This window comes from Streptomyces sp. NPDC018263 (assembly GCF_055562575.1).
Window position 1 is genome coordinate 188,766 of the sequence record NZ_JBVHFA010000010.1, and the last position, 21,424, is coordinate 210,189.

22 protein-coding genes and 2 pseudogenes are annotated in these 21,424 nt (G+C 72.5%); 5 read left to right on the forward strand and 19 right to left on the reverse strand.

All coding sequences use genetic code 11. The annotated features are described in order from the left end of the window. Positions 1-50 precede the first annotated feature (50 nt). A complete protein-coding gene (locus ACZ3HQ_RS27940; protein ID WP_467515078.1) occupies positions 51-1,238 on the forward strand; it encodes a zinc-dependent alcohol dehydrogenase in 1,188 nt (395 codons plus the stop codon). 13 nt (positions 1,239-1,251) lie between these two features. Here the strand turns inward: ACZ3HQ_RS27940 and ACZ3HQ_RS27945 are convergent, their stop codons facing one another. Then, complete coding sequence (locus ACZ3HQ_RS27945; RefSeq protein ID WP_467515079.1) at positions 1,252-1,947, reverse strand: UdgX family uracil-DNA binding protein; 696 nt, start codon at positions 1,945-1,947, stop codon at positions 1,252-1,254. Next, positions 1,944-2,279: a DUF6343 family protein gene (locus ACZ3HQ_RS27950; protein ID WP_467515081.1), complete on the reverse strand. Its 336-nt coding sequence runs from the start codon at positions 2,277-2,279 to the stop codon at positions 1,944-1,946. Before ACZ3HQ_RS27950 ends, ACZ3HQ_RS27945 begins: the two co-directional genes overlap by 4 nt. A 244-nt stretch (positions 2,280-2,523) precedes the next feature. Between ACZ3HQ_RS27950 and ACZ3HQ_RS27955 the strand changes: the two genes are divergently transcribed. Continuing rightward, positions 2,524-3,102 carry a hypothetical protein gene (locus ACZ3HQ_RS27955; RefSeq protein WP_467515082.1) on the forward strand — a complete coding sequence of 193 codons (579 nt, stop codon included), beginning with the start codon at positions 2,524-2,526 and terminating at the stop codon, positions 3,100-3,102. 45 nt (positions 3,103-3,147) lie between these two features. Next, the gene (locus ACZ3HQ_RS27960) at positions 3,148-3,855 is read left to right on the forward strand and encodes a hypothetical protein (RefSeq protein WP_467515084.1); all 708 of its coding nucleotides are present in this window, start codon (positions 3,148-3,150) and stop codon (positions 3,853-3,855) included. Between the two features lie 69 nt (positions 3,856-3,924). Here ACZ3HQ_RS27960 and ACZ3HQ_RS27965 read toward each other — a convergent pair whose 3' ends face one another. From ACZ3HQ_RS27965 to ACZ3HQ_RS27990, 6 genes and pseudogenes are all read right to left on the reverse strand, one after another. Further along, positions 3,925-4,797, reverse strand: a complete 873-nt coding sequence (locus ACZ3HQ_RS27965; RefSeq protein ID WP_467515085.1) for an SDR family oxidoreductase — start codon at positions 4,795-4,797, stop codon at positions 3,925-3,927. Further along, on the reverse strand, positions 4,794-5,804 hold the full coding sequence (locus tag ACZ3HQ_RS27970) for an iron-containing redox enzyme family protein (protein WP_467515087.1): 1,011 nt from the start codon (positions 5,802-5,804) through the stop codon (positions 4,794-4,796). The genes ACZ3HQ_RS27965 and ACZ3HQ_RS27970 overlap by 4 nt, the downstream gene beginning before the upstream one ends. Continuing rightward, complete coding sequence (locus ACZ3HQ_RS27975) at positions 5,801-6,016, reverse strand: CDGSH iron-sulfur domain-containing protein (RefSeq protein ID WP_467515088.1); 216 nt, start codon at positions 6,014-6,016, stop codon at positions 5,801-5,803. The genes ACZ3HQ_RS27970 and ACZ3HQ_RS27975 overlap by 4 nt, the downstream gene beginning before the upstream one ends. 85 nt (positions 6,017-6,101) lie before the next feature. Continuing rightward, on the reverse strand, positions 6,102-6,767 hold the full coding sequence (locus ACZ3HQ_RS27980; RefSeq protein WP_467515090.1) for a HemK2/MTQ2 family protein methyltransferase: 666 nt from the start codon (positions 6,765-6,767) through the stop codon (positions 6,102-6,104). Positions 6,768-6,941: 174 nt separating this feature from the next. Further along, complete coding sequence (locus ACZ3HQ_RS27985; RefSeq protein WP_467515092.1) at positions 6,942-7,838, reverse strand: glycoside hydrolase family 19 protein; 897 nt, start codon at positions 7,836-7,838, stop codon at positions 6,942-6,944. Positions 7,839-8,206: 368 nt separating this feature from the next. Continuing rightward, a pseudogene (locus ACZ3HQ_RS27990) lies at positions 8,207-8,395 on the reverse strand (asparagine synthase (glutamine-hydrolyzing)); the annotation flags it as partial. Between the two features lie 205 nt (positions 8,396-8,600). Here ACZ3HQ_RS27990 and ACZ3HQ_RS27995 point away from each other — a divergent pair. Next, positions 8,601-9,755, forward strand: a complete 1,155-nt coding sequence (locus ACZ3HQ_RS27995; protein WP_467515093.1) for a glutathione-independent formaldehyde dehydrogenase — start codon at positions 8,601-8,603, stop codon at positions 9,753-9,755. Positions 9,756-9,776: 21 nt separating this feature from the next. Here the strand turns inward: ACZ3HQ_RS27995 and ACZ3HQ_RS28000 are convergent, their stop codons facing one another. Next, positions 9,777-10,064 (reverse strand): hypothetical protein, encoded by a 288-nt coding sequence (locus tag ACZ3HQ_RS28000; RefSeq protein WP_467515094.1) that lies wholly within the window; start codon positions 10,062-10,064, stop codon positions 9,777-9,779. Positions 10,065-10,141: 77 nt separating this feature from the next. Then, a complete protein-coding gene (locus ACZ3HQ_RS28005) occupies positions 10,142-11,359 on the reverse strand; it encodes a PP2C family protein-serine/threonine phosphatase (RefSeq protein WP_467515096.1) in 1,218 nt (405 codons plus the stop codon). 172 nt (positions 11,360-11,531) lie between these two features. Between ACZ3HQ_RS28005 and ACZ3HQ_RS28010 the strand changes: the two genes are divergently transcribed. Further along, positions 11,532-12,905 carry an NAD-dependent succinate-semialdehyde dehydrogenase gene (locus tag ACZ3HQ_RS28010; protein WP_467515097.1) on the forward strand — a complete coding sequence of 458 codons (1,374 nt, stop codon included), beginning with the start codon at positions 11,532-11,534 and terminating at the stop codon, positions 12,903-12,905. A 161-nt stretch (positions 12,906-13,066) separates the two neighbouring features. Here the strand turns inward: ACZ3HQ_RS28010 and ACZ3HQ_RS28015 are convergent, their stop codons facing one another. The 9 genes and pseudogenes from ACZ3HQ_RS28015 to ACZ3HQ_RS28055 form a co-directional block, all read right to left on the reverse strand. Beyond that, entirely contained in the window at positions 13,067-13,882 is an 816-nt protein-coding gene (locus tag ACZ3HQ_RS28015) for an NADase-type glycan-binding domain-containing protein (RefSeq protein WP_467515099.1), read from the reverse strand. A gap of 284 nt (positions 13,883-14,166) precedes the next feature. After that, complete coding sequence (locus ACZ3HQ_RS28020; protein ID WP_467515100.1) at positions 14,167-14,736, reverse strand: phage tail protein; 570 nt, start codon at positions 14,734-14,736, stop codon at positions 14,167-14,169. Next, positions 14,733-16,691, reverse strand: coding sequence for a putative baseplate assembly protein (locus ACZ3HQ_RS28025; protein WP_467515102.1), 1,959 nt, complete (start codon positions 16,689-16,691; stop codon positions 14,733-14,735). Before ACZ3HQ_RS28025 ends, ACZ3HQ_RS28020 begins: the two co-directional genes overlap by 4 nt. Next, the gene (locus ACZ3HQ_RS28030) at positions 16,691-17,113 is read right to left on the reverse strand and encodes a GPW/gp25 family protein (RefSeq protein WP_350907100.1); all 423 of its coding nucleotides are present in this window, start codon (positions 17,111-17,113) and stop codon (positions 16,691-16,693) included. The genes ACZ3HQ_RS28025 and ACZ3HQ_RS28030 overlap by 1 nt, the downstream gene beginning before the upstream one ends. Next, positions 17,110-17,430 carry a PAAR domain-containing protein gene (locus tag ACZ3HQ_RS28035; RefSeq protein WP_467515126.1) on the reverse strand — a complete coding sequence of 107 codons (321 nt, stop codon included), beginning with the start codon at positions 17,428-17,430 and terminating at the stop codon, positions 17,110-17,112. The genes ACZ3HQ_RS28030 and ACZ3HQ_RS28035 overlap by 4 nt, the downstream gene beginning before the upstream one ends. A gap of 44 nt (positions 17,431-17,474) precedes the next feature. Next, complete coding sequence (locus ACZ3HQ_RS28040; protein WP_467515103.1) at positions 17,475-19,298, reverse strand: VgrG-related protein; 1,824 nt, start codon at positions 19,296-19,298, stop codon at positions 17,475-17,477. Beyond that, positions 19,295-20,020, reverse strand: a complete 726-nt coding sequence (locus ACZ3HQ_RS28045) for a CIS tube protein (RefSeq protein ID WP_376115243.1) — start codon at positions 20,018-20,020, stop codon at positions 19,295-19,297. The genes ACZ3HQ_RS28040 and ACZ3HQ_RS28045 overlap by 4 nt, the downstream gene beginning before the upstream one ends. 49 nt (positions 20,021-20,069) lie before the next feature. Continuing rightward, positions 20,070-20,495, reverse strand: a complete 426-nt coding sequence (locus tag ACZ3HQ_RS28050) for a phage tail protein (RefSeq protein ID WP_031181814.1) — start codon at positions 20,493-20,495, stop codon at positions 20,070-20,072. 74 nt (positions 20,496-20,569) lie between these two features. After that, a pseudogene (locus ACZ3HQ_RS28055) lies at positions 20,570-21,424 on the reverse strand (hypothetical protein); the annotation flags it as partial.

Below are 21,424 nucleotides of genomic sequence, written 5' to 3' on the forward strand. Positions count from 1 at the left end.
GGTACCCGGCACGGGAGCGAGCCGCAGCACCTACGAACCTTGGAGGAGACATGCGTGCTCTCACCTGGCAGGGCAGGAGGGACGTCCGGGTCGACACCGTGCCCGACCCGCAGCTCCAGGACCCCACCGACGTCATCGTGCGTGTGACGTCCAGCGGGATCTGCGGATCGGATCTGCATCTGTACGAGGTCCTCGGCCCCTTCCTCGACGCCGGCGACATCCTCGGTCACGAGCCCATGGGCATCGTGGAGGAGACCGGCTCCGAGGTGACCTCCCTCGCCCCCGGCGACCGCGTGGTGGTGCCCTTCAACGTCTCGTGCGGCCAGTGCTACATGTGCGGCCAGGGCCTGCACTCCCAGTGCGAGACCACCCAGGTGCGCGACCAGGACAAGGGCGCCTCCCTGTTCGGCTACACCAAGCTGTACGGCCAGGTCCCCGGCGGCCAGGCGCAGTTCCTCCGGGTCCCCTTCGGCGACCAGCTCCCCGTCAAGATCCCCGACGGGCCGCCCGACCAGCGTTTCCTCTACCTCTCCGACGTCCTGCCCACCGCCTGGCAGGCCGTCGAGTACGCCGACGTCCCGCCCGGCGGCACTCTCGTGGTGCTCGGCCTCGGCCCGATCGGCGAGATGGCCTGCCGCATCGCCCGGCACCGGGGCGTCGAGAACGTCATCGGCGTCGACCTCGTCCCCGAACGCCTCGCCCGCGCCCGGGAACACGGCATCAAGGTCTACGACCTCGGCGAGTACGGCGACGACCTCGCCGACGCGATCCGCGACGTCACCGACGGACGCGGCGCGGACGCGGTCATCGACGCCGTCGGCATGGAGGCACACGGCGCGCCCGTCGCCAAGGCCGCCCAGTGGGCCACCGGCCTGCTCCCCGACGCCCTCGCCCAGCGCCTGATGGAGAAGGCGGGCGTGGACCGGCTCGGGGCGCTGCACCTGGCCATCGACATCGTCCGCCGGGGCGGCACCATCTCGCTGTCCGGCGTGTACGGCGGCATGGCCGACCCGATGCCGATGCTGACCCTGTTCGACAAGCAGATCCAGCTCCGCATGGGCCAGGCCAACGTGCACCGCTGGGTCGACGACATCCTCCCGCTGCTCACCGACGACGACCCGCTGGGCGTCGACACCTTCGCCACCCACATCCTCCCGCTGGAGCAGGGCCCGCAGGCGTACGAGACGTTCCAGGCGAAGAAGGACGGCATGATCAAGGCCGTTCTGGAGCCCTGGTGAGCCGCGTCCCCGGTCAGCCGCGTCGCGGCACGTCCCCGTCCGCGAGGACGTCCGCGACGATCCGGAGGTCGGCCACCAGGCCGTCGTAGACCGCGTCGCGGTCGTCGGCCCGCAGTACGGCGGAGGGGTGGATCGTGGCGAGCAGCCCGGCGATCCCGTCCCCGGCCGCCTCGCCGTCCAGGCCGGGCCAGGGCAGCAGGGCGCCGCGCCGCTCGGTGACCCGGAAACCGGAACCGAGCAGCGCCTTGCCCGCCGTGGCACCGAGCGCCACCACCACCCGCGGTGACACCAGCCGCAGTTCGGCCAGCAGCCAGGGGCGGCACGCCGTCATCTCCCGCAGGGTCGGGGACTTGTGGATACGGCGCTTGCGGCCGGGCTGGACCGTGAACTTGAAGTGCTTGACCGCGTTGGTGACATAGGCGTGTTCCGGGTCGACGCCCGCGTCCGCGAGGGCCCGGTCCAGCACACGGCCGGCCGGGCCGACGAACGGCCTGCCCTGCCGGTCCTCCTGGTCGCCGGGCTGCTCACCGAGAAGCAGGACCGGCGCGTTCGGGTCGCCCGCCCCGAACACCGTCTGCGTGGCGTCCTCGTACAGCGGGCAGCCGTGGCACTCGGCGGCCGCCCTGCGCAGTCCGGGCAGGGCCGCCCGGCGGCCGGGGAGGAAGGGCGTGGCGTCGTAGCCTCGCCCGTCCGCCGTGTCCCCGCTCATGTCCGGCGGGCGTGCTCGCGCGCGAGGCGCAGCAGGACCACCACGAGGTCCACGGCGGCGAACAGCGCGAGGACACCGCAGATGACGGCCAGGACCGTGAGCTGGGTGGGGTCCGGCACGTCCCGCTGCCGCACCGCGCCCGCCCAGACGGCGAAGAGCACCGTACCGAGCACGAAGACCAGCAGGCCGGTCACGCTGAGCACCAGGCGCAGCTTCAGCGGGCTGCGGGCGGTGACCGGTTCGGTACCGGTGCGTTCCCGGCGGCGGCCGATCGTGCCCGAACGCGCGCGCGGCACGCGTGCCGTGTCGTCCGGAGTGTGTCGTCGGCTCATGCCCTCATCCCCGTCCGGGTCGTGGGAGTCGTCGAGGACTCCGAGGAGGGAGGCGGCCCGTCGCACGACGGACGCCGGGCCGCCCGGTGCCGCCTCCGCGTACCCGCCCCCGCGCCCGGGCAATCACCGCCCCGCGCGCCGGGACGGGGCGGTGTGCGGGAACGGGGCCGGGGTACTCGGGCGGAGTAACCGGCAGGCCGTCGACCCGGCCGCCCACCGTCCAACTCAACCAGCGGGAGAGGCGATGTCCACCGCAACACTGCTCGCCATCGTGATTCCCATCGTGGTCATCCTGATCCTGATCGCCGCGGGAGTGTCGCTCGTGACGCGCCGCCGCAGGCGCCGCCTCCAGGAGAGGTTCGGCCCCGAGTACGACCGGGCCGTGCAGTCCGGCGAGAGCAGGCGGGAGGCCGAGCGCGAACTGCAGGCCCGCGAGAAGCGCCACCGCGACCTCGACCTCAAGGAGCTGTCCCCCGAGGAGCGGGACCGCTACGCCACCGAGTGGAGGGGCACGCAGGAGCGGTTCGTCGACCATCCGGCGCAGAGCGTGGACGACGCCGACCGCCTGGTCACCCAGCTCATGCGCGACCGCGGCTACCCCACCGAGGGCTTCGAGCAGCAGATCCGGGACCTGTCCGTCGAGCACGCGCAGACCCTGGAGCACTACCGCGACGCCCACGACGTGAGCGTGCGCAACGAGAACGGCGAGGCGACCACCGAGGAGCTGCGCGGCGCCATGGTGCGCTACCGCACCCTCTTCGACGACCTGCTGGGCGGCGGTCGTCCCCCGCACCACGAGAGCACCGGGCACGACGCGGCCTGACCCGGCGCGCACCACCATCACGGCACCAGCGGAAACGAGGTTGTCATGTCAGACCGGCACACCAACAGCGGCCCCGGCGAGGGTGAGTTGACCACGGAGGACCTGGCCCGCCCCGGCCGGGAGAGCCGTCCCGACGCCCGCTCCGGCCCCCTGTCCGAGCCGCGTCCGGACGCACCGTCCGACACGGGCCACGACGCTCCGCCGGACGCCCGCTCCGGCCCGCTGTCCGGGGCACGCCCCGACCGCGCGGCCGATCGCGGGCCCGAGCGCTCCGCCGACGCGCCCCCGCCGGCCTATCCCGGCGAGGCGTCGGCCGTCTCCGACGACGCACGGGACGTCCCCGGCGGGCGTACCTCCACCGGCGAGCGGGAGAACGTGCCCGAGCGGACCGCCACCGGCGAGCCGGGCGGCACCCCGGAGGGCGAGCGGGACGAGCGCGACCGGCGGCAGGGCGGAGAGCAGCCGCGTTCGGTGGACGAGGGCGCCGACCCGCTGATCGCCCACCAGGAGGCGCAGAACTACCGGGAGCGCTGGGCGAAGATCCAGGGCACCTTCGTCGACGACCCCAAGGACGCGGTCCGTTCGGCGGACGCGCTGGTCGCCGACGTCATCCAGTCGCTGGCCGCGACCTTCGCCGACCACAAGAAGGAACTCGAGGGTCAGTGGAGCCGCGGCGAACAGGTCGAGACCGAGGGACTCCGCGTGGCGCTCCAGCAGTACCGCACCTTCTTCAACCAACTGCTGGACGCCTGAGCACCGTTCACCTCGCACGACACAGCGGCCCGGACCTCGTCGGTCCGGGCCGCTCGGCGTTTTCCGCGGCTACGGCAGCGGCGTGCCGCCCGTCGCGTTGAGGATCTCCGCCGTGATGAAGCTGGCGTGCGAGGAGGCCAGGAAGACGTAGGCCGGGGCCATTTCGGCCGGCTGGGCGGGGCGGCCCAGCGGGGACTGCTTGCCGAACTCGACCGTGTCCGGCATCGTCGCCGGGATCAGCGGCGTCCACACCGGGCCCGGCGCCACGGCGTTGACCCGGATGCCGTCCTCGGCGACCATCTGCGCCAGCCCCTGGGTGAAGGTGACGATCGCGCCCTTGGTCATCGCGTAGTCCAGCAGATGCGGACTCGGCTTGTACGCCTGCACGGACGTGGTGTTGATGATGGAGCCGCCCGACGGGATGTGCGGCAGCGCCATCTTGCTCAGCCAGAACATGCCGTACAGGTTGGTGCGCACCACCCGGTCGAACTGCTCGGTGGTGATCGACTCGATGCCGTCCGGCTGGGACATCTGATAGGCGGCGTTGTTCACCAGGATGTCGATGTGCCCGAACTCGTCCACCGCCCGCTCGATCAGCCGGCGGCACTGCTCCTCGTCCCGGATGTCACAGGGCACCGCGACCGCCTTGCGGCCGGCCTCCTCGATCAGCCGGCTGGTCTCGGCGGCGTCGTCGCCCTCCTCCGGCAGGTAGGTGAAGAGCACGTCCGCGCCCTCGCGCGCGTAGGCGAGCGCCACGGCACGGCCGATGCCGGAGTCGCCGCCGGTGATCACCGCCTTGCGGTCGGTCAGCAGCCCGCTGCCCTCGTAGGACTCCTCGCCATGGTCCGGCGGGGGGTCCATCGGGCCGGTCCAGCCCGGATGTTCCTGCCCCTGGTCCGGGAACTCGGGGCGGGGATGCCGGTGGAGCGGGTTGTCGGTCACGGGGACTTCCTTTCCTTCTCGCCCGGCGGCGGTGTCCGCAGGGCGCTGTGCTGTTGCCGCCACGCCTTCAGCACCTGCGCGCCGAACCGGTCCTCCAGCAGACCGGTGGCGTGCACGCCGAAGGCGATGTCGGCCTCCAGATGCGGTTCGTCGGCCAGCAGCCCGCCGACCACGTCCCGGCGGACCACCTGCTCGTGCACGGCGTCCGCCTCCACGTGCTCGTCGTAGAACCGCTGCGCCGCCTTCCCCGCGCCGGTACGGCGCAGAGCCGCGGCCATCCGGCGCGAACCCGGCGACGAGGTCACCTCGACGGTGGCGAAGTGCCCCACCAGGGCGCCCCGCAGCGCGCGGTGCAGCCCGAAGAGGGACATCAGGTTGACCGTGGCCAGCGCGACCGCCGGCGCCTGGTCGAGATAGTGGCCGTAGGTGGTGTCCAGGCCGAGGTCGCTCATCAGGTCGGCGTAGAGCCGCGCGTGGATCTCCTCGGGCCTGCCCGCGCCGAACTCGTCGAACTCGACGGCCACCATGCCCGCCTTGGCCCGGCCGCGCAGCCTCGGGATGACCCAGGCGTGCGGGTCGGCCTCCTTCAGGTGGTACAGCGAGCGCAGCGCCGCGTACTCGGTGAGCTGCCACAGCTCGCCGTCGCGCTGGAGGTGGTGGCTGACGCTGCTGTCGTCGTACCCCACGGGTTCGACCAGCAGCGCGTCCAGCGCCTCCTCGGCGCTGGTGCCCGGCGGCACGTCCCTGCGCAGGGCCGCGAGGAACGGCCGCTCCAGCGAGCGGCGCAGCGCCAGCAGGCCGGGGTCCCACTCCAGCTCGTCGGGGACGCCCTCGAAGCCCCGGTAGTGCAGCTCGTAGAGCACGTACAGGGCGAGCTGGAGGTCGTCGCCGTACGGGTCGGCGGTGGCCGCGAGCGTGCTGTCGAGCGCGGTGTCACCGCTGCCCAGCGCGGCGATCACGGCCGCGGACAGGCCGCCGCGCGGCTGGGGGAGTGCGGGCCCGGTCACCGGGTCTCCTTCGCGTTCCTCGTGCGGCGGCGGTGGCTCGTGTCGCACCAGGGGTAGATGCGGCTGCGGCGGCAGGTGCAGAGCGCGACCGTGAAGCGGCGCGAGGTGACGACCGTGCCGTCGGGCAGCGTCACCTCGACCGGGCCGGGCAGGAGCAGCGGCCCGTCGGGCGTGATCGTCACGCTCGTCGCGTTCTCGGCTTCTCGGCCCACGGCCGGCCACCGTCCTCTCGGCTCGGGTACTGGGGTCCGTGCTGCACGAGTACCCGCTGAAAGCCGCCGAAACGGGCCGTCCGGGTCAACGGCGCACGGCGCGGACCACCACCAGCTCCTCCTCGTCCTCGTGCCGGTCGCGCAGCATGCCCCGGCTGTGCAGCCAGGAGCGGCGCTCGCGCAGCACGGGACCGAAGGGCACGGTGGCCCGGTCCACCACGGTGGCGTCCAGTCCGGAGGCGGCGAGGCGGTCCAGGGTCGGCGCGGTGCCGCACAGCGCGGAGTGCACCAGGAGCAGGACCCCGCCCCGGTTCAGCACCCCGGCGGTGCTGTCGCAGATCCGGTCCACGAAGAGCCGCCCGTCCGGCCCGGCGTCCCAGGCGCGGGCCGAACCCCGGCTCGGCGGTCTCAGGGCGGGCGCGGGCACGTAGGGCGGGTTGCTCACCACCAGGTCGTACGTCCGGCCCGGCACGGCCGAGACCAGGTCGCCGTGGCGCACGGTGATGCGCCGCCCGCTGAGCAGCCCGTTGCACCACGCGGTGGCCAGGGCGCGCCAGGAGACGTCGACCGCGGTGACCCGCGCCCCGCGCGCGGCGGCCCGCACGGCCAGCGCTCCGCTGCCGGTGCACAGGTCGAGGACCTCGGAGTCGGCGTCCAGGTGTTCCTTCTCCATGACGCGGGCGAGGAGATCGGTGTCGTGCTGCGGGGTGTACACGCCCGGCGGTGTCGGCAGGGCTGCCAGTGGTCCCATGTCGGCCTCCAGGGCGCTGGGTGTTGCTCGTGCCGTGTCTGAGTGCCCTGCGTAGCGATCGCCACACCTCGGGGAGCCGGACCGGGCCGGGTGGTCACGGTGCGGAAGCGGCCGGTGACGCACGAGCGCGCCACGGCCGGGGTGGCCGTGGCGCGCTCGTGGGTGTCGCCCGGGTCAGCAGTAGAGGTTGCCGCCGGGGGAGACGCCGAGGATCTGCGAGAAGCGCTGGTAGGCGTCCACGCGGCTCTGCACCTGGGCCGGGTTGCGGCCGTCGCACTCCAGGGAGCCGTTGATGCTGCGGATGGTCTGCCCGAAGCCCGCCTGGTTGACCATGGCGTTGTGCGGCGTCATGGAGCCCGGACCGGACTGGGTGTTCCAGTACCAGAGGCCGGTCTTCCAGGCGACGGCGCTGTCGTTCTGCACCAGGTTCGGGTTGTGCAGCAGGTCGATGCCGAGCGCGTCGCCCGCCGCCTTGTAGTTGAAGTTCCAGCTCAACTGGATCGGACCGCGCCCGTAGTACGCCGCCTGTCCGGCCGGGCAACCGTACGGCTGGCTCCAGTCGCAGTACGTCGGGTAGTTCGCGGTGTTCTGCTCGACCACGTAGACCAGGCCGCCGGTCTCGTGGTTCACGTTGGCGAGGAAGGCCGCGGCCTCCTGCTTCTTCACCGTGTCGCTGCCGGTGCTGGCGAAGCCGGGGTACGCGCCGAGCGCGTTCACCAGCCCGCTGTAGGAGTAGAACGAGTTCCGGTTCGGGAACATCTGGTTGAACTGGGCCTCGGAGACCACGAAGTTGCCGACGGGCGTGGTCCCGCCGCCGTCGCAGTTGTACGGGTCCCAGTACCAGGTGCTGATGATCGGGTCGTAGCCCGGGTTGTCGTGCTCGGCGATGTACGCCTTGCCGTCGGTGTACCGGACGATGTCACCGGCCCGGTACGACTTGCCGGCCACCCAGTTCGGGTAGCTCGAACAGGAGGCCGCCGGCGCGGCGGAAGCGGCCGGCGCCGGCAGCAGCACGGGTGCCACGGCGAGGGCGAGCGCGGCCAGCGCGGCGGAGATGTGCCGTCTCGACACTGAATCAACTCCTAGATGTGCCACGGCCGTTCCAGCGCGGGGCGGAACGCGGGCGCGCTCGCTTTCGTGCATGCCGGAGACACCGGCGAAGGCGTGGGGGGCGGCCGTGATGGGGGGTGTGAGGCCACACTCAAACGCATTGGTCTGTACCAGTCAAGGGGATGCGCGGGGGAGGGGCGAAGTTCGGTCAACTCCCCTACGTGCAAAGGGAGTCGGGTGGTCGGAAGACGGCAGACAAAAGGGTGCGGAGGGCTTCTGCGATGCCCTCCGCACCCCGCAGCCGATGCTCACCGTCGGCGAGGTAGCCCGGAGGGTCCATCGCCTCGACCAGCTCGGGCCACAGCACGCCCTGGCTGCGCACCTTCTCGCCCCCGGTCGACGAGTCCGCGGCGCAGCTCGGTGAAGTTGTACGCCTCCCCCGAGTGGACCAGGGCGACGTTCCCCCGAGGCATGCGCACCGACATCGGCTGACGTCCGCCGGGCAGGTCGATGACGGCGAGCCGCCGGTGCCCGAGCGCGGCGGGCCCCTCCGCCCAGACGCCCCGGTCGTACGGGCCCGTAAGCTCCACGACACGCGGCGGGCGCTCACCCGGCCACAGACAATCCACGGGGTGGGTTGCAGTGCCCGCTTTGGGGGCGTTATCTGGAAGCAACGGCGGTGAAGCGAGGGCCACGGGCCCCGACACGGCCGCGCCAGCCCGCGCGTCCGGCACCGGCCCGCCCCGTCACCGTGATCCGGCACGAGACGCGGAGGTGACACAGGTGAAAGCCGTTGTCTACGAAGGGCCCTTCAGCGTCACGGTGCAAGAGGTCGACGATCCGCAGATCCAGCACCCCAACGACGTGATCGTCCGCATCACCTCGTCCGCGATCTGCGGCTCCGACCTGCACATGTACGAGGGGCGCACGGCGGCCGAGCCGGGCATCGTGTTCGGCCACGAGAACCTGGGCGTGATCGAGGAGGTCGGCGACGGGGTGACCTCGCTGGCCGTGGGCGACCGCGTGGTGATGCCGTTCAACGTCGCGTGCGGGTTCTGCAAGAACTGTCTCGCCGGCGAGACAGGGTTCTGCCTGACGGTGAACCCCGGCTTCGCGGGCGGCGCGTACGGCTATGTGTCCATGGGGCCGTACACGGGCGGCCAGGCGGAGCGGCTGCGGGTGCCCTTCGCCGATTTCAACTGCCTGAAGCTGCCCGAGGGCGACGAGAACGAGACCGACTACATCCTGCTGGCCGACATCTTCCCGACCGGCTACCACGGCTGCGAACTCGCCCAGGTCTCCCCCGGCGAGACGGTCGCGGTGTACGGGGCCGGGCCGGTGGGCCTGATGGCCGCCTACTCGGCGCTGCTGCGCGGCGCGTCCAAGGTGTTCGTGGTCGACCGGGTGCCCGAACGGCTCGCCAAGGCCGAGGAGATCGGGGCCATCCCGATCGACTTCACGAAGGGCGACCCGGCCGAGCAGATCAAGGCGCAGACCAACGGCGAGGGCACCGACAAGGGCATCGACGCCGTCGGCTACCAGGCCCAGAAGGGCGACGAGAGCGGCCACGAGGAACCCGCGATCGTCCTCAACCAACTGGTGGAGACGGTCCGTCCCACCGGCCGCCTCGGTATACCGGGCCTGTATGTGCCGTCCGACCCCGGCGGGCCCGACGAGCACGCCAAGCACGGCCAACTCCTGGTCTCCATCGGCAAGATGTTCGAGAAGGGCCAGAAGATGGGCACCGGCCAGTGCAACGTCAAGAAGTACAACCGCCAGTTGCGCGACCTGATCGCCTCCGGCCGCGCGCGGCCCAGCTTCGTGGTCTCCCACGAACTGCCGCTGGACGACGCCCCGCAGGCGTACGACAAGTTCGACAAGCGGATCGAGGGCTACACCAAGGTGGTCCTGCACCCGGGCCACGACCTCGCGGCGTGAGCCGGTGCTCCGGTCCGCCGGTCAGGCGTGCTGGGCGGTGATCTTCCGTCCCGGCGCCGCGTGGTGGGCCGGAGCGTCCTCGTCGGAGGTGCGCAGCCGCTGCAGCCAGAGCGTGGCCGTCACCAGCAGCCCGGAGAACAGCGTGAGGAGGAGCACGGAGACCCACATCTGACGGCTGCCGGGATGCATCCAGCCCGTCCAGATCGCGGCGGTGAGCCACAGGGCGACGCCGGTCGCGTAGAAGGCACGTACCCGGCGCAACTGCCGTACGGCCCGCAGGATTCGGGAGTGATCGGTCTTCGCTGCCATGCGGCCCCTGTACCCCCGATCCCGCCCCGCACGACCCCTTGATCCCACACTCTTGCCGTCCGGCAACTTCGCCCAGGTCAGAGGCATACGACGACCAGGGCGGTGTCGTCCGTCATACCCCCGGCGGGGAGCAGATCGGACAGAACGGCGTCGGCCAGCGCCTCGGGCGACGTCATGTGCCGGTGCTCGTCGAGGGAGTCCACGAGCTGGTTCAGCCCGGTGTCGATGTCCTGGTTACGCCGCTCGATGAGACCGTCGGTGTACAGCACCAGGGTGTCCTTCTCGCTGAAGCCGAGGGTGGCCTCCGGGCGGGGGCGCGGCTCGAAGGCGGCGTCCAGCGGCGGATCGGTCGCCCGGTCGAGCAGCTCCGCGCCCCCGGCACCGCGCAGCAGCACCGGCGGCGGGTGTCCGGCGCTGGAGTAGGTGAGGGTGTGGTGGTCCCAGTCGATGAAGACGGTCACCGCGCTCGTGGACTGGGCGCCCTCCAGGGAGTGGGCGTAGCGGCCGAGGACTTCGAGGGCCTGGGCGGGTCCCCTGGCGACCCGTGAGGTCGCGGACAGCGCGCTGCGGAGCTGGCCCATCACCCCGGCGGCCTCCAGGCCGTGGCCGACGACATCGCCGACCGCGACGGCGATCCGGTCCCCGTCGGTCAGCCCGACCAGGTCGTACCAGTCCCCGCAGACGTTGAGCGAGCCGACGGCGGGCCGGTAGCGGACGGCGACCCGGTGGCGGCCGACCGGCACGGGCGCCGGGAGCATGGCGCGCTGGAGGGAGAGGGCGATCTCGCGCTCGCGGGCGTGCGCCTTGCGGAGCCGCTCGTTGACCTGGTGCAGCTCCCGCATCCGGCTGTACAGCTCGGCCTCCAGATTGCGCTCGCCGCCCGGCCGCCCGGTGACCCGGAGCAGCTCGGTGACCTCCTCCACCCGGTGGATCAGTACGGCGATCTGCCCGTCCGGTCCGAACACCGGCGCGTTGACGGGGCTCCAGTACCGCTCCTCCCACCGGCCGTCCTGGTCGGCGGACTCCACGTCGTACCGCTGCAACGCCATGGTGTCGGGCTCGCGGTTCAGCATCACCCGGCGCAGGGACGCCTCCAGGTTCCGGGCCCCGGAGGCGCCGGGGTCCGCCGGGTTGTCGGGGAAGGCGTCGAAGAGGTAGCGGCCCACCACCTGATCGCGGCTGCGGCCCGCCTGCGTCAGGAACGCCAGGTTGGCATCGACGAAGACCAGATCGGCGCTGAGCAGCGCGACCGCGCCCGGCAGAGCCTGGAACACGGCCGCGTAGTCGATTGCCATCGCTCCAGAGTAGCCAGAAGCGCACTTTTATGGATTATCGGCACATATTGGGGCGGGCAAGTGTGTTCCGGGCCTGCCCACGGGTAACTGGTCTGCCGTGCCGTACCGTCCGGTAATGCCCGGCCGCCGCCACCCACTCGCGGCTTTCCGGACCGGAGAACGAGAGGACGTCATGGAGCACTACCGAATCGTCAACCCCGCCACCGGCGAGACCGAGCGGGAGTACCCGACCGCGACCGACGCCGAACTGCGCGAGGCGATCGAGGCCGCCGACACCGCCCAGCGCGAGTGGGCAGCACGGCCGCCCGCGGAGCGCGCGGCCGTGCTGCACCGGGTGGCCGACCTCTACGAGGAGCGCAAGGACCAGCTCGCCGCGATCATCACCCGCGAGATGGGCAAGCCGGTCCGGCAGGGCCTCGGCGAGATCGACATCGTCGTCTCGATCTACCGGTACTACGCCGACCACGGCGAGGAGTTCCTGAAGGAGGAGGAGCTGGACGTGGCCTCCGGCGGGCGCGCCGTCATCCGCAAGGAGGCCGTCGGCACCCTGCTCGGGATCATGCCGTGGAACTTTCCGTACTACCAGGTCGCCCGCTTCGCCGCGCCGAACCTGATGCTCGGCAACGCGATCCTGCTCAAGCATGCCCCGCAGTGTCCCGAGTCCGCGCTGGAGATGGAGCGGATCTTCCAGGACGCCGGGCTGCCGAAGGGCGCGTACATCAACATCTTCGCCACCAACGAGCAGATCGAGGACGTGATCGCCGACGACCGTGTCCAGGGCGTCTCCCTCACCGGCTCCGAGCGGGCGGGCGCGGCCGTGGCCGAGATCGCGGGCCGGAACCTGAAGAAGGTCGTGCTGGAGCTGGGCGGCTCCGACCCGTATCTGATCCTCGGTGTCTCGGACATGTCCCGTGTCGTGAAGAACACCCTCCAGGGCCGCATGCTCAACGCGGGCCAGGCGTGCAACGCCTCCAAGCGGATCATCGCGCTGGACGAGTACTACGACGACTTCGCCGAGCAGTACACCGAGGCGATCCGCCGTATCGTCCCCGGCGACCCCACCGACCCCGGCACCTTCATGGGCCCCCTCTCCTCGGAGAAGGCCGTCCAGACCCTGGACGAGCAGGTCCAGGACGCCGTCTCCAAGGGCGCGACCGTGCTGGCCGGCGGCCGCCGCATGGACCGGCCGGGCGCCTGGTACGAGCCGACCGTCCTCGCCGGCATCACGCCCGACATGCGGGCCTACCAGGAGGAGCTGTTCGGCCCGGTCGCGCTGCTGTTCAAGGTCGGCTCCGAGGACGAGGCGGTCGAGTTCGCCAACAACTCGCCGTACGGGCTGAGCGCCTCGGTGCAGACCGACGACGAGGAGCAGGCCGAGCGGGTGGCCCAGCGCCTCGCCACCGGCATGGTGTTCCTCGGCGGCCCGGCGGGCACCGCCGCCGAGCTGCCCTTCGGCGGCGTCAAGCGGTCCGGCTTCGGCCGCGAACTGGGCCGCTTCGGCATGGAGGAGTTCGCCAACCACAAGCTGGTCCGCATCACCCGCTGACCGGGCATCAAGGCCGGCCGAAGGGGCACGTCCCCGAGCACCCGGACGCCCTCGTCGACGACCGCTTCGCCCACCTGGACGTCGTGATCGCCGTCGAGGGCCCCTTCGGCGGCACTTGCCTCAACGCGGGCTGCGTCCCTCTGAGTCTTGCGTCCGCCGCGTCACGTCCGCTGGAAGAACTCGACCTCCGCCAGTGCCACGTGCCGCCCGCCGGACAGGCCGACCGGGTCGCTGAGCGTCAGCCGGACCGAGGTGACCCGGCTCATGCCGACCGCGATGGGCTGTGGCCCCGGCTTGTCGCTCAAGCCGATCTCCTTGCGCTGGACTTGGCCGTCCTCCGAGTAGACGTCCATGGCCAGGTGGAGGGCGCGGGCCTGGGTGCCGTAGTCCTCGGCGTTCTTGGACGCGCCGTTGGTGACGATCACGTCCACGAACCGGAACGGCTTGGCGAAGGCGTACGTCACCGACGCACCCTTGCCGGGGATCGCCCAGTAGCGGTTGGTGAGCCCGTCCGTGGTGAGCCGGGCGGAGTGTCCCGGCAGCTCGGCCGTGGCGGTGACACGGGAGGGGCTCACCGCCTTCGGCTTGCCCAGCTTGTCCCGCGTGTCCTCGATCAGATGCCGTCCGGCCGGGAGCAGCAGGAACCCCGCCACGCCGAGCGCCAGCACCACCGCCAGGATCACCAGCAGCCGCACCAGCCGGCCGGAGCCGCCTCGGGCGCGCCGCCGGAACGGCCATATGGTGCGCCACCACGGCAGCGGCTCCGGCGCCGCCACGGACGCCAGCGGCGCGGCGCACTTGCGGCAGAAGCGGCGGTGCGGCGGGTTGGGCGTACGGCAGACGGGACACGGGATACCGGAGGTGTCCTCGTCCGCCGGCAGCGGGCGCACCACCGGACGGGGCGCGACCGCCTTGGCCGGCTTGACGGGCTGGGGAGCGGTCGGGGCGACCGGGGGAGCGGGGGGTTCGGGGGTCACCGGGCGGGGCGGGTCCGGAGTGCGCTCGGGAGCCGGTGTCGGTGCCGGTGTGGGCGTGGGCGCTTCGGCTCGGTCGGTCCGGGCCGGCTCGGGCCCGGCAACCGGCTCGGGCGCGGGCGCAGACGCGGGTTCCGGTTCCGCGGGTACCGCGGCAGCCGCCCCGCTCCGGCCGCGTGACGGCCCTCCCGACCCCTCCGACCAGCCCAGGTAACTCCCGCAGTTCCCGCAGAAGTCGTCCGTCGCCTCGTTCGAAGCCCCGCAGGCGGGACACTCGCGCATGGCCGTCACTCTCCTTCGCCGGAGCCGGAGGGCGCGGTGGAAAGGACCTCCACCCGGCATCGCGTGTGCACCGGGACCAGGGCCCGGACCAGTTCATGAACCCGTGACTCCTCGACCGCCGCATCCCGGCCGGGCCACACCCGTACGACGATCTCGGCGTCCGGAGCGGGCGGCAGCTCGCTGCCGGGGGTGGTGGACCAGACGGCGGCACCGTCGCCCACCACCTCGGCCCGTACCCCGAGGATCAGATGGAGCGCCTCCACCAGGCCCCCCTTGGTACCGCGCCGCCGGTGCAGTTCCATCGCCCGTACCGTGGCCTCGCGGCGCAGCTCCAGCGGCCAGCGCGGGTCGTCCACGCCGCCCACCCAGGAGGCGAGCCAGGCCACGAAGTCGGCCGGGGCCACCCGTGGATCGAGGTAGGCGGGCAGGTTGTCGAGCGTGCTGAACACCGGGGCCAGGACGGTGTCCAGACCGGCGGTGAACCGCTGGGCGAAGTCGTCCTCCGCGTACAGCGCGGGCAGTTGGCCGCCGATCGGATGGCGGCTCGGCAGACCGGGGACCGCGGCGCGGCTCATACCCGCGCCTCCGGCTCCGCCGCCGTGACGACCACCTGGTGCTGGTACGGGAAGACCAGCGCGCCCGCGCCGATGTCGACCCGGTCCACCGGCGTACCGCGCCGCCCGGTCACCGGGTCGGCCGGGAACAGCCGGATGTCCTCCACCAGCACGTCCCCCACGGCACGCTGGAGCACGCCGAACATCTCCCCGTACTGCACCGGCCGTCCGAACGGCCAGCCCGTGCCGTCGGGGCCGCCGTGCAGCGGGTCCAGGTGGTCGTAGAGCGCGGCCAGGGCGGTGGCCCGTACCCGGTCCGCGACGGCGGCCGGGGCGGTGAGCCGGGCCACCACGGTGACGCCCTGGTAGACCGGCGGTTCCACCACGAGACGGGTGCCGATCAGGCGCCGCTCGTCCAGGGCCCCGGTGATCGCGGCGAGCACCTGGTCGGACGGGATGAGCTGCTCGAAGCGGACCCGGCCGTCGTCGTCGGGCACCGCGTCCGGCACCACCAGCACCCGGACCGCGCCCGGCTCGTCGGCGGCCGGCAGACAGCGCACCCGGCGCACCGAGGGCGCCGCCTGCCGGGCGATGATCTCGTGGTCCTCGGCGGTCACCGCGCGCTCCTGCATGCGCAGCGCCTGCGGGGCGCGCAGCCGGGCGTTGGCCACCGTCTCGCCCGCGACCCCGCCGCGCGCCGCCTCCCGGTTGCCGACGCGGGCCACGTACGGCACCGAACTGCGCAGCACGTTGATCGCGCCGCGCGCCACGTTGCCCGCCGGGCCGCCGCCGGTGCGGTAGCGGGCCACGCGGACCTGGGCGCCCTTTGGCGGTACCGCGCCGCACGGGCGCAGGGTGCCGTCGGGCTCGCGCAGTGCGGGCGCGAAGCCGAACTCGCCCGAGGTGGCGTCCACCCGTACATGCCGGTCCTCGGGGCCGGAGCGGCCGAAGTGCTCGACGACCTGCCAGCGCTGCCAGCCGTCGGCGGAGGACACCTCCACCACGGGCGGCTCACCGTCCAGCAGCACCGGCGGCCGGTCCAGGCGGAACGTCTGCCCGGCGACCCCCTCGGAGACGCCGAGCGGCACGTCCGTCACCGTCTCCGCGTGTTCCACCGTCATGGTGCCGCCCACCGTGAACACGGCGGCCTCCCGCACGGTCGGCGACTCGGAGTAGAACGGCTGGCCCGGTTCGGCCGGCACCACCCGGCAGCGCAGCCAGCCCGCGTGCGTCCCGCCGATCACGGACGCCGTGTGTGTGGCCGGGACGTACACGATGATCTCGCCGGGCCGGTTCAGACCGCCCGTGGTGTCCTCGCCGGTCTCGCACCGCAGCCAGCGCGTGCCGTCCCACGCCTCCCAGACCAGCGGGGGCTGGCGCGGATCGACGCCGACGCCCTCCACCCGGCTGTCCAGGCGGACGGCGACCACACAGCGCGGTACGGCCGTCGGCAGCCCGAACAGCAGCGCGTCACCGGGCTCCGGCGTCGTCTGGAAGCAGGGCACGTCCCGGCCCTCGGCCAGCGCGTTCGTCCGGTCGGTCTGCTCACCGCCGCGCGGCGCCGTCACCAGCCGGATCAACTCGCTCGGCACGATGCGAAGTTCACCGGTGGTGGCGAAGACCACGGCGTCCTCGTCCTCACCGGCCGCCGTCGTCACCTCGGTGCCCTCGGTCAGCGTCACCGGCTCCGGCTGCGGCGCGGAGAGCCAGAAGTCGACCTCGGCGGACGCGGCCGACGGCGGGAACAGCCGGATGCCCAACAGGTCGAGAAAGGCCAGGTAGTTCTTCTCCGGCACCCGGTTCAGCCGGTAGAGCAACTGGTCCACCAGATAGGCGAACGTCTCGATCAGCGTGACCCCGGGGTCCGACACATTGTGGTCGGTCCACTCGGGGGCACGCTGCTGCACATACCGTTTGGCCTCGTCGACGAGCTGCTGGAAGCGCCGGTCGTCCAGATTGGGGGAGGGCAGGACCATCAGTCGCCGACCACTTCCTCGACACCCTCCTCGGAGGGGATCGTGTAGAACGGAAACACCAGATTGCGCCGGTCGTTGGTGGAACGCACCGTGTAATGCACGTCGATGTAGAGCGTCCCGGCGTCCACCGCGTCGAAGGCCACCACCACCTCGTCCACCGAGATGCGCGGCTCCCACCGCTCCAGGGCCTCCCGGACCTGCTGCGCGACCCGGCCGGCCGTGTCGCCGTCGCCCGGCGCGAACACGTAGTCGTGGATGCCGCAGCCGAACTCGGGCCGCATCGGCCGCTCGCCGGGCGCGGTGCCGAGGACCAGCCGGATGGCCTCCTCGATCTCCCGCGCCCGCTCCACCATGGCGATGCCGCCGGTGGGGCCGACCCGCAGCGGGAACGCCCACCCCCGGCCGATGAACCGCTCGCTCACAGCACGCCACCTATCTCCACGCTCAGCTCACCCATCACGATCTGCGCCTGGCACGCCGTCCTGTCGCCCATCGTCGCGGCCGGCAGCCCGCCGATCAGCACGCCCTCGCCGGCCAGCGCCATCGGGTCCGGCATGATCACGTTCAGCGGCCCGGTGGCCGCGTGCGGCGGGACCACGCACACGTGCAGGCTCCCCACCACGGCGGCCGGACGGCCCCCGATCAGCACGGTCGCCACCCGCGCGGCGGCCGCGGGCGGCGGGGTGGTGATCCGGCCGCCATGGCTGGTGGGATCACCGGTACGGGCTGCGGCCGGCATCGTGAACTCCTCGGTCATCGACAACAACAGACATGCGGGACAGCTCAGTTGATCCGGATGAGCTTGGCCTTCAGGACACCCAGCAGACCACCGTCCACCTCGACCGACGAGCGCCCGGTCACCGCCACCGCGCGCCCGGCGACGGACACCCGCGACTGCCCGTCGATGGTCACCCGGCGCCCCTTCAGGGTCACTTCACCCCTCGGCGCGCTCAGTGTGATGTTCTCCTTGTCCAGCACCATCGAGGTGCCCGCCTGACCCGGCGAGCGGTACACGGTCACCTCGATCCGGTCCTCGCGGTCGTCCATCCGGACCTCCAGCCGCTTGTCCGCCGTCACCAGCCGCAGCCCCGACGGACCCGGCCGGGGCGCGTCCAGCAGCTCCAGCCGGTGCCCCGAACGCGACACGATGGAACGCCGGTTGACCTTCCCGCTGGTCTTGTCCACCAGCGGCACATCGTGCTTCGACGGCTTGTCCACGCCGTTGTAGAGCCCGCCGAGGACGTACGGGCTGTCCAGCAGACCCTGTTCGAACCCGACCAGCACCTCGTCGTTGACCTCGGGGCTGACCACACCGCCACCGCCCTTGCCGCCCCACTGCACGGTACGCGTCCAGTCCGACACGTAAGTGTCGTCCAGCCAGGGGAACTTGAGCCGCACCGCGCCCTGCTCCGCGCCGTTCGGCTCGCGCACGTCGGTGACCACGCCGATCGCCAGACCCGGAATGCGCGCACCGCGCGAGCCGGCCGCCCCGGCACCGGACAGCCCGGTCAGCGAGGGGTCCGGCCGGGAACTGACCCAGAGGGTCGTCCGGTAGCCGCCGTGCGGCTCCAGCACATGCTGCACCGCCGTCGCCGTGTACCGCCCGGAGAACGCCGGGCCCACATTGCCCAGCGCGACCGCCTTGCCCGCGCGCAGCGCCGGATTGCCGGTGGTCAGCGCCTCCAGGTCGCCGTAGGACGCGCTCACCTGCTCCGCCGTCGCCCGCGCCACCGCCGCCGCCTCCGCCTGCGTGCGGTAGGGGGTGTCGGCCACCGTCACCTGCGTCTTCCTGCCGAACCGGTTCACCGACGCCGGGTTCAGACCCGGTACGACCGTGCCGCTGGTGATGGACGCCTGCTCGGCCACCACCGCCCGCTTGGTGGTCGCGTCCCAGCCGCGCACCTGCACCTTCTGCGCCGCGTCCGCCATCGACAGCGACGCCCTGAGCGCCAGCAGGTTCCGCCCGTACTCCAGCACCAGCGGGCTCCGTGTCGCGGGCGTCGACGGAGCGGGCGCGCCGGACGCCTTCACCGGGCGGGTGAACTGGAGGACACCCTTGTCGTCCACCCGAACCTGCGCACCGCACTCGCCCGCCAGATACTGCAGGAAGTCCCAGTCGGAGACGTTCGCCTGCGAGAGCTGCTTGTGCGTGACCGCCGGGGCCTCCACCTTGCCGCAGGCCAGCCCCGCCGACGTGGCGACCTTGCGGATGATCGCCGCCGTCGTCATGTTCCGGTACGCCACCACCTTCCGGCCGCGCTGCAGCCGGTGCGCCTTGGAGTACGCCCGCACCACGGTGAACGTGCCCGTGCCGTCCCGGTCCAGCTCCAGCGCCGTCACCTCACCGCTGAACAGCGGCTCCCGCGCCTGCCCCTTCACCGTCACCACCGACACCTTCAGCGGGGTGCCGATCGTGACGCCGGTCGCGGCGAGGAACTCGTGCTGCGGATCGCGGTAGGTCAGCACCGCCGTGTCCGGCAGCCCCACGCTCTCCTCGATCACACAGCTCACGAGCTGCGTCGCCCAGGTCTTCGGCAACTCGCCCGGCGCCTCGACCACCGGATCGGCCGCGAACGACCGGACATCACCCGACTCGGCGGCCGTCACCGCTCCTCCTCCTCGTACCCGGCGTCCCGCAGTCCGGGCACCACCAGTTCGGTGCCCGGCTCCAGCGCCATGGGATCGTCGATGCCGTTGGCCTCGGCGATGGCCCGCCAGGCCGTCGCGTCCCCGTACTCCCGCCAGGCGAGCATCGCCAGGCTGTCGCCCGCCACCAGCGTGTGTGTGCTGCGCGCCGTCCGCGCGCCCGAGGTGGGGTTCTGCCCCGGCGGATCGACGCTCGCCTCCTCGATGGAGAGCGAGCAGGTGGCCCGCAGCGGCTTCCCGTCCACGTCGAACAGCGTGTACGACACCGACAGGCTGGACAGCACCCCGTCGAACGACGTCGTACGCGCCGTGCCCCACTCGAACCGCACCCACGGGCTCGCCGGCTTCTTCCGGCCGAGGCTCGCCTGCGTGGGCACGCACGCCTTCATCAGCTTCTCCACGGCCTGCTCCACGGAGTTGTCATGGGTCGCCGTCGCGTCCAGGAACACCTCCAGGCTCAGCATCCTCGGACCGCTGCCGACGAACTCCGGCAGCGCCGACTCGCCCGCCATGCGCGCCGGGGAGCGCCGCCACTCGGTGGACTTGCTCAGCTCCAGCGTCGACGGGTTGAACTGGAGGTCGAGCCGTGCGAGCGTGCCGCCGGGCTTGGCGCCGACCGAGGCCGGCGGCTCCTTGAGGGTGAGCTGCGCCCTGGCCCGGCTGGCGCGGACCGATGGGGACATGGGGTGGTTCCTTCCTGGGTTACGGGGGCTTCGCGGGACGAGCGGGCGGTCAGGAAGGAACCAGCCCCTCGTGCGCGATCTCCAGCGTCTCCACCGCCGCCTGCGAACTCGCCGGGTCGAACGACGGTCCCTGCCAGCGCACCGGCACGATCCCGTACACCTGCCAGCCGATGATCCGGCTCAGGTCGGGGCGCAGCGCCACGATCTCGCCGTCCTTCGGCTCCACCCGCCGCAGCGTCTCGTCCAGCCACCGGCCGATCTTCGCCGTGTCCGCCGTCACCGGCCGGGTCAGCGTGATGTTCGACCAGGTCACCCGGCCCGGCAACTGCCAGGTGAACCCGTTGTTCCCGCCCTCCGCGTACGTCTCCATCTCGACCTGCGCCCCCATGCCGGAACACGTGTGGAACGCGCCGAGGTCGTTCCCGCCGATGGCGAGCCGGAAGAACACGCTCGTGGCGAAGATGTTGTCGGTCATGCTGCTCGGGTTCCGTCCGTGGGGCGCTCAGGGGTGGCGGGGTGTGTGGAGCCGGTGTCTCGGGGGCGGGTGCCTCAACGACGGCCGTCGAAGGGACGTCCCGTGCGGTCCCGGCCCCGGCGCAGTTCGTTGCGCAGGAGACGGGAGACGGGGTCCAGCAGGCGGCGGGCCAGGTCGTCGAGGTCTGGGGAGGACTCGGGGGCGGGGGGTTTGGCTCGGGTGGGGTTTTTGGTCTGCTTCGTGCTCGCGGGCTCGGTAGTGGGCTTGCCCTGGGCGGGCGGGGTGGTGGTGCCCCCCTTGTCCCGCTGGATCTGGGTGTGGACCACCGGAGGTGTGGGGGTCGGTGCGGTGGGGGCCGCGTCACGCTGGATCTGAGCGGGGCGGACCAGCGGGGGCGCGGTGGGGCTTCCGCCGGTGTCCCGCTGGATGTGCGCGGGGCGGACCAGGGGAGCCGGGGCGGCCTCGCGGGCGGGGGCGTTCACCAGGAAGGGCTGGACGGCCGGGGGTTGAGGCGCGGTGACCGGGAGCGGGCGGGGCGCGGGGGCGCTGGGGGTCGCGGTCAACGGGGTGGGGCGGGCGCTGCGGGAGGGAGAAGGGGTGACCGGGGACTGGGGCGCGCGTTGGACCGGCGCCCCGGCCGTCTCACGTGCCCAGCGGGCGGCCACCACCGGTCGTTCGGACGCCTTGCGTTGCACGGGCGCGGCGATGGGGGGTGCCTCCTCGGTGCTCAGGGTGAGGGGGCGGGCGGGGAGGAGGTTCAGGGTCGGGGAGGGCCTGGTGGTGGCCGTGGGGGCGGGCTGTCCGGCGAGGGTCACGGACCGGGCTACTACCAGGGGGGTGGTGCCGGGGGTGCGGGGGGCCGAGGTCGGGGTGGTGCCGGGGGTGCGGGGGGCCGAGGTCGGGGTGGTGCCGGGGGTGCGGGGGGCCGA

Excerpts from the sequence above, each read along its gene's own strand:
- ACZ3HQ_RS27940 (WP_467515078.1), top strand. The coding sequence starts at position 51 with ATGCGTGCTCTCACCTGGCAGGGCAGGAGGGACGTCCGGGTCGACACC.
- ACZ3HQ_RS27945 (WP_467515079.1), bottom strand. The coding sequence starts at position 1,947 with ATGAGCGGGGACACGGCGGACGGGCGAGGCTACGACGCCACGCCCTTC.
- ACZ3HQ_RS27950 (WP_467515081.1), bottom strand. The coding sequence starts at position 2,279 with ATGAGCCGACGACACACTCCGGACGACACGGCACGCGTGCCGCGCGCG.
- ACZ3HQ_RS27955 (WP_467515082.1), top strand. The coding sequence starts at position 2,524 with ATGTCCACCGCAACACTGCTCGCCATCGTGATTCCCATCGTGGTCATC.
- ACZ3HQ_RS27960 (WP_467515084.1), top strand. The coding sequence starts at position 3,148 with ATGTCAGACCGGCACACCAACAGCGGCCCCGGCGAGGGTGAGTTGACC.
- ACZ3HQ_RS27980 (WP_467515090.1), bottom strand. The coding sequence starts at position 6,767 with ATGGGACCACTGGCAGCCCTGCCGACACCGCCGGGCGTGTACACCCCG.
- ACZ3HQ_RS28000 (WP_467515094.1), bottom strand. The coding sequence starts at position 10,064 with ATGGCAGCGAAGACCGATCACTCCCGAATCCTGCGGGCCGTACGGCAG.
- ACZ3HQ_RS28005 (WP_467515096.1), bottom strand. The coding sequence starts at position 11,359 with ATGGCAATCGACTACGCGGCCGTGTTCCAGGCTCTGCCGGGCGCGGTC.
- ACZ3HQ_RS28010 (WP_467515097.1), top strand. The coding sequence starts at position 11,532 with ATGGAGCACTACCGAATCGTCAACCCCGCCACCGGCGAGACCGAGCGG.
- ACZ3HQ_RS28020 (WP_467515100.1), bottom strand. The coding sequence starts at position 14,736 with ATGAGCCGCGCCGCGGTCCCCGGTCTGCCGAGCCGCCATCCGATCGGC.
- ACZ3HQ_RS28025 (WP_467515102.1), bottom strand. The coding sequence starts at position 16,691 with ATGGTCCTGCCCTCCCCCAATCTGGACGACCGGCGCTTCCAGCAGCTC.
- ACZ3HQ_RS28035 (WP_467515126.1), bottom strand. The coding sequence starts at position 17,430 with ATGCCGGCCGCAGCCCGTACCGGTGATCCCACCAGCCATGGCGGCCGG.
- ACZ3HQ_RS28045 (WP_376115243.1), bottom strand. The coding sequence starts at position 20,020 with ATGTCCCCATCGGTCCGCGCCAGCCGGGCCAGGGCGCAGCTCACCCTC.
- ACZ3HQ_RS28050 (WP_031181814.1), bottom strand. The coding sequence starts at position 20,495 with ATGACCGACAACATCTTCGCCACGAGCGTGTTCTTCCGGCTCGCCATC.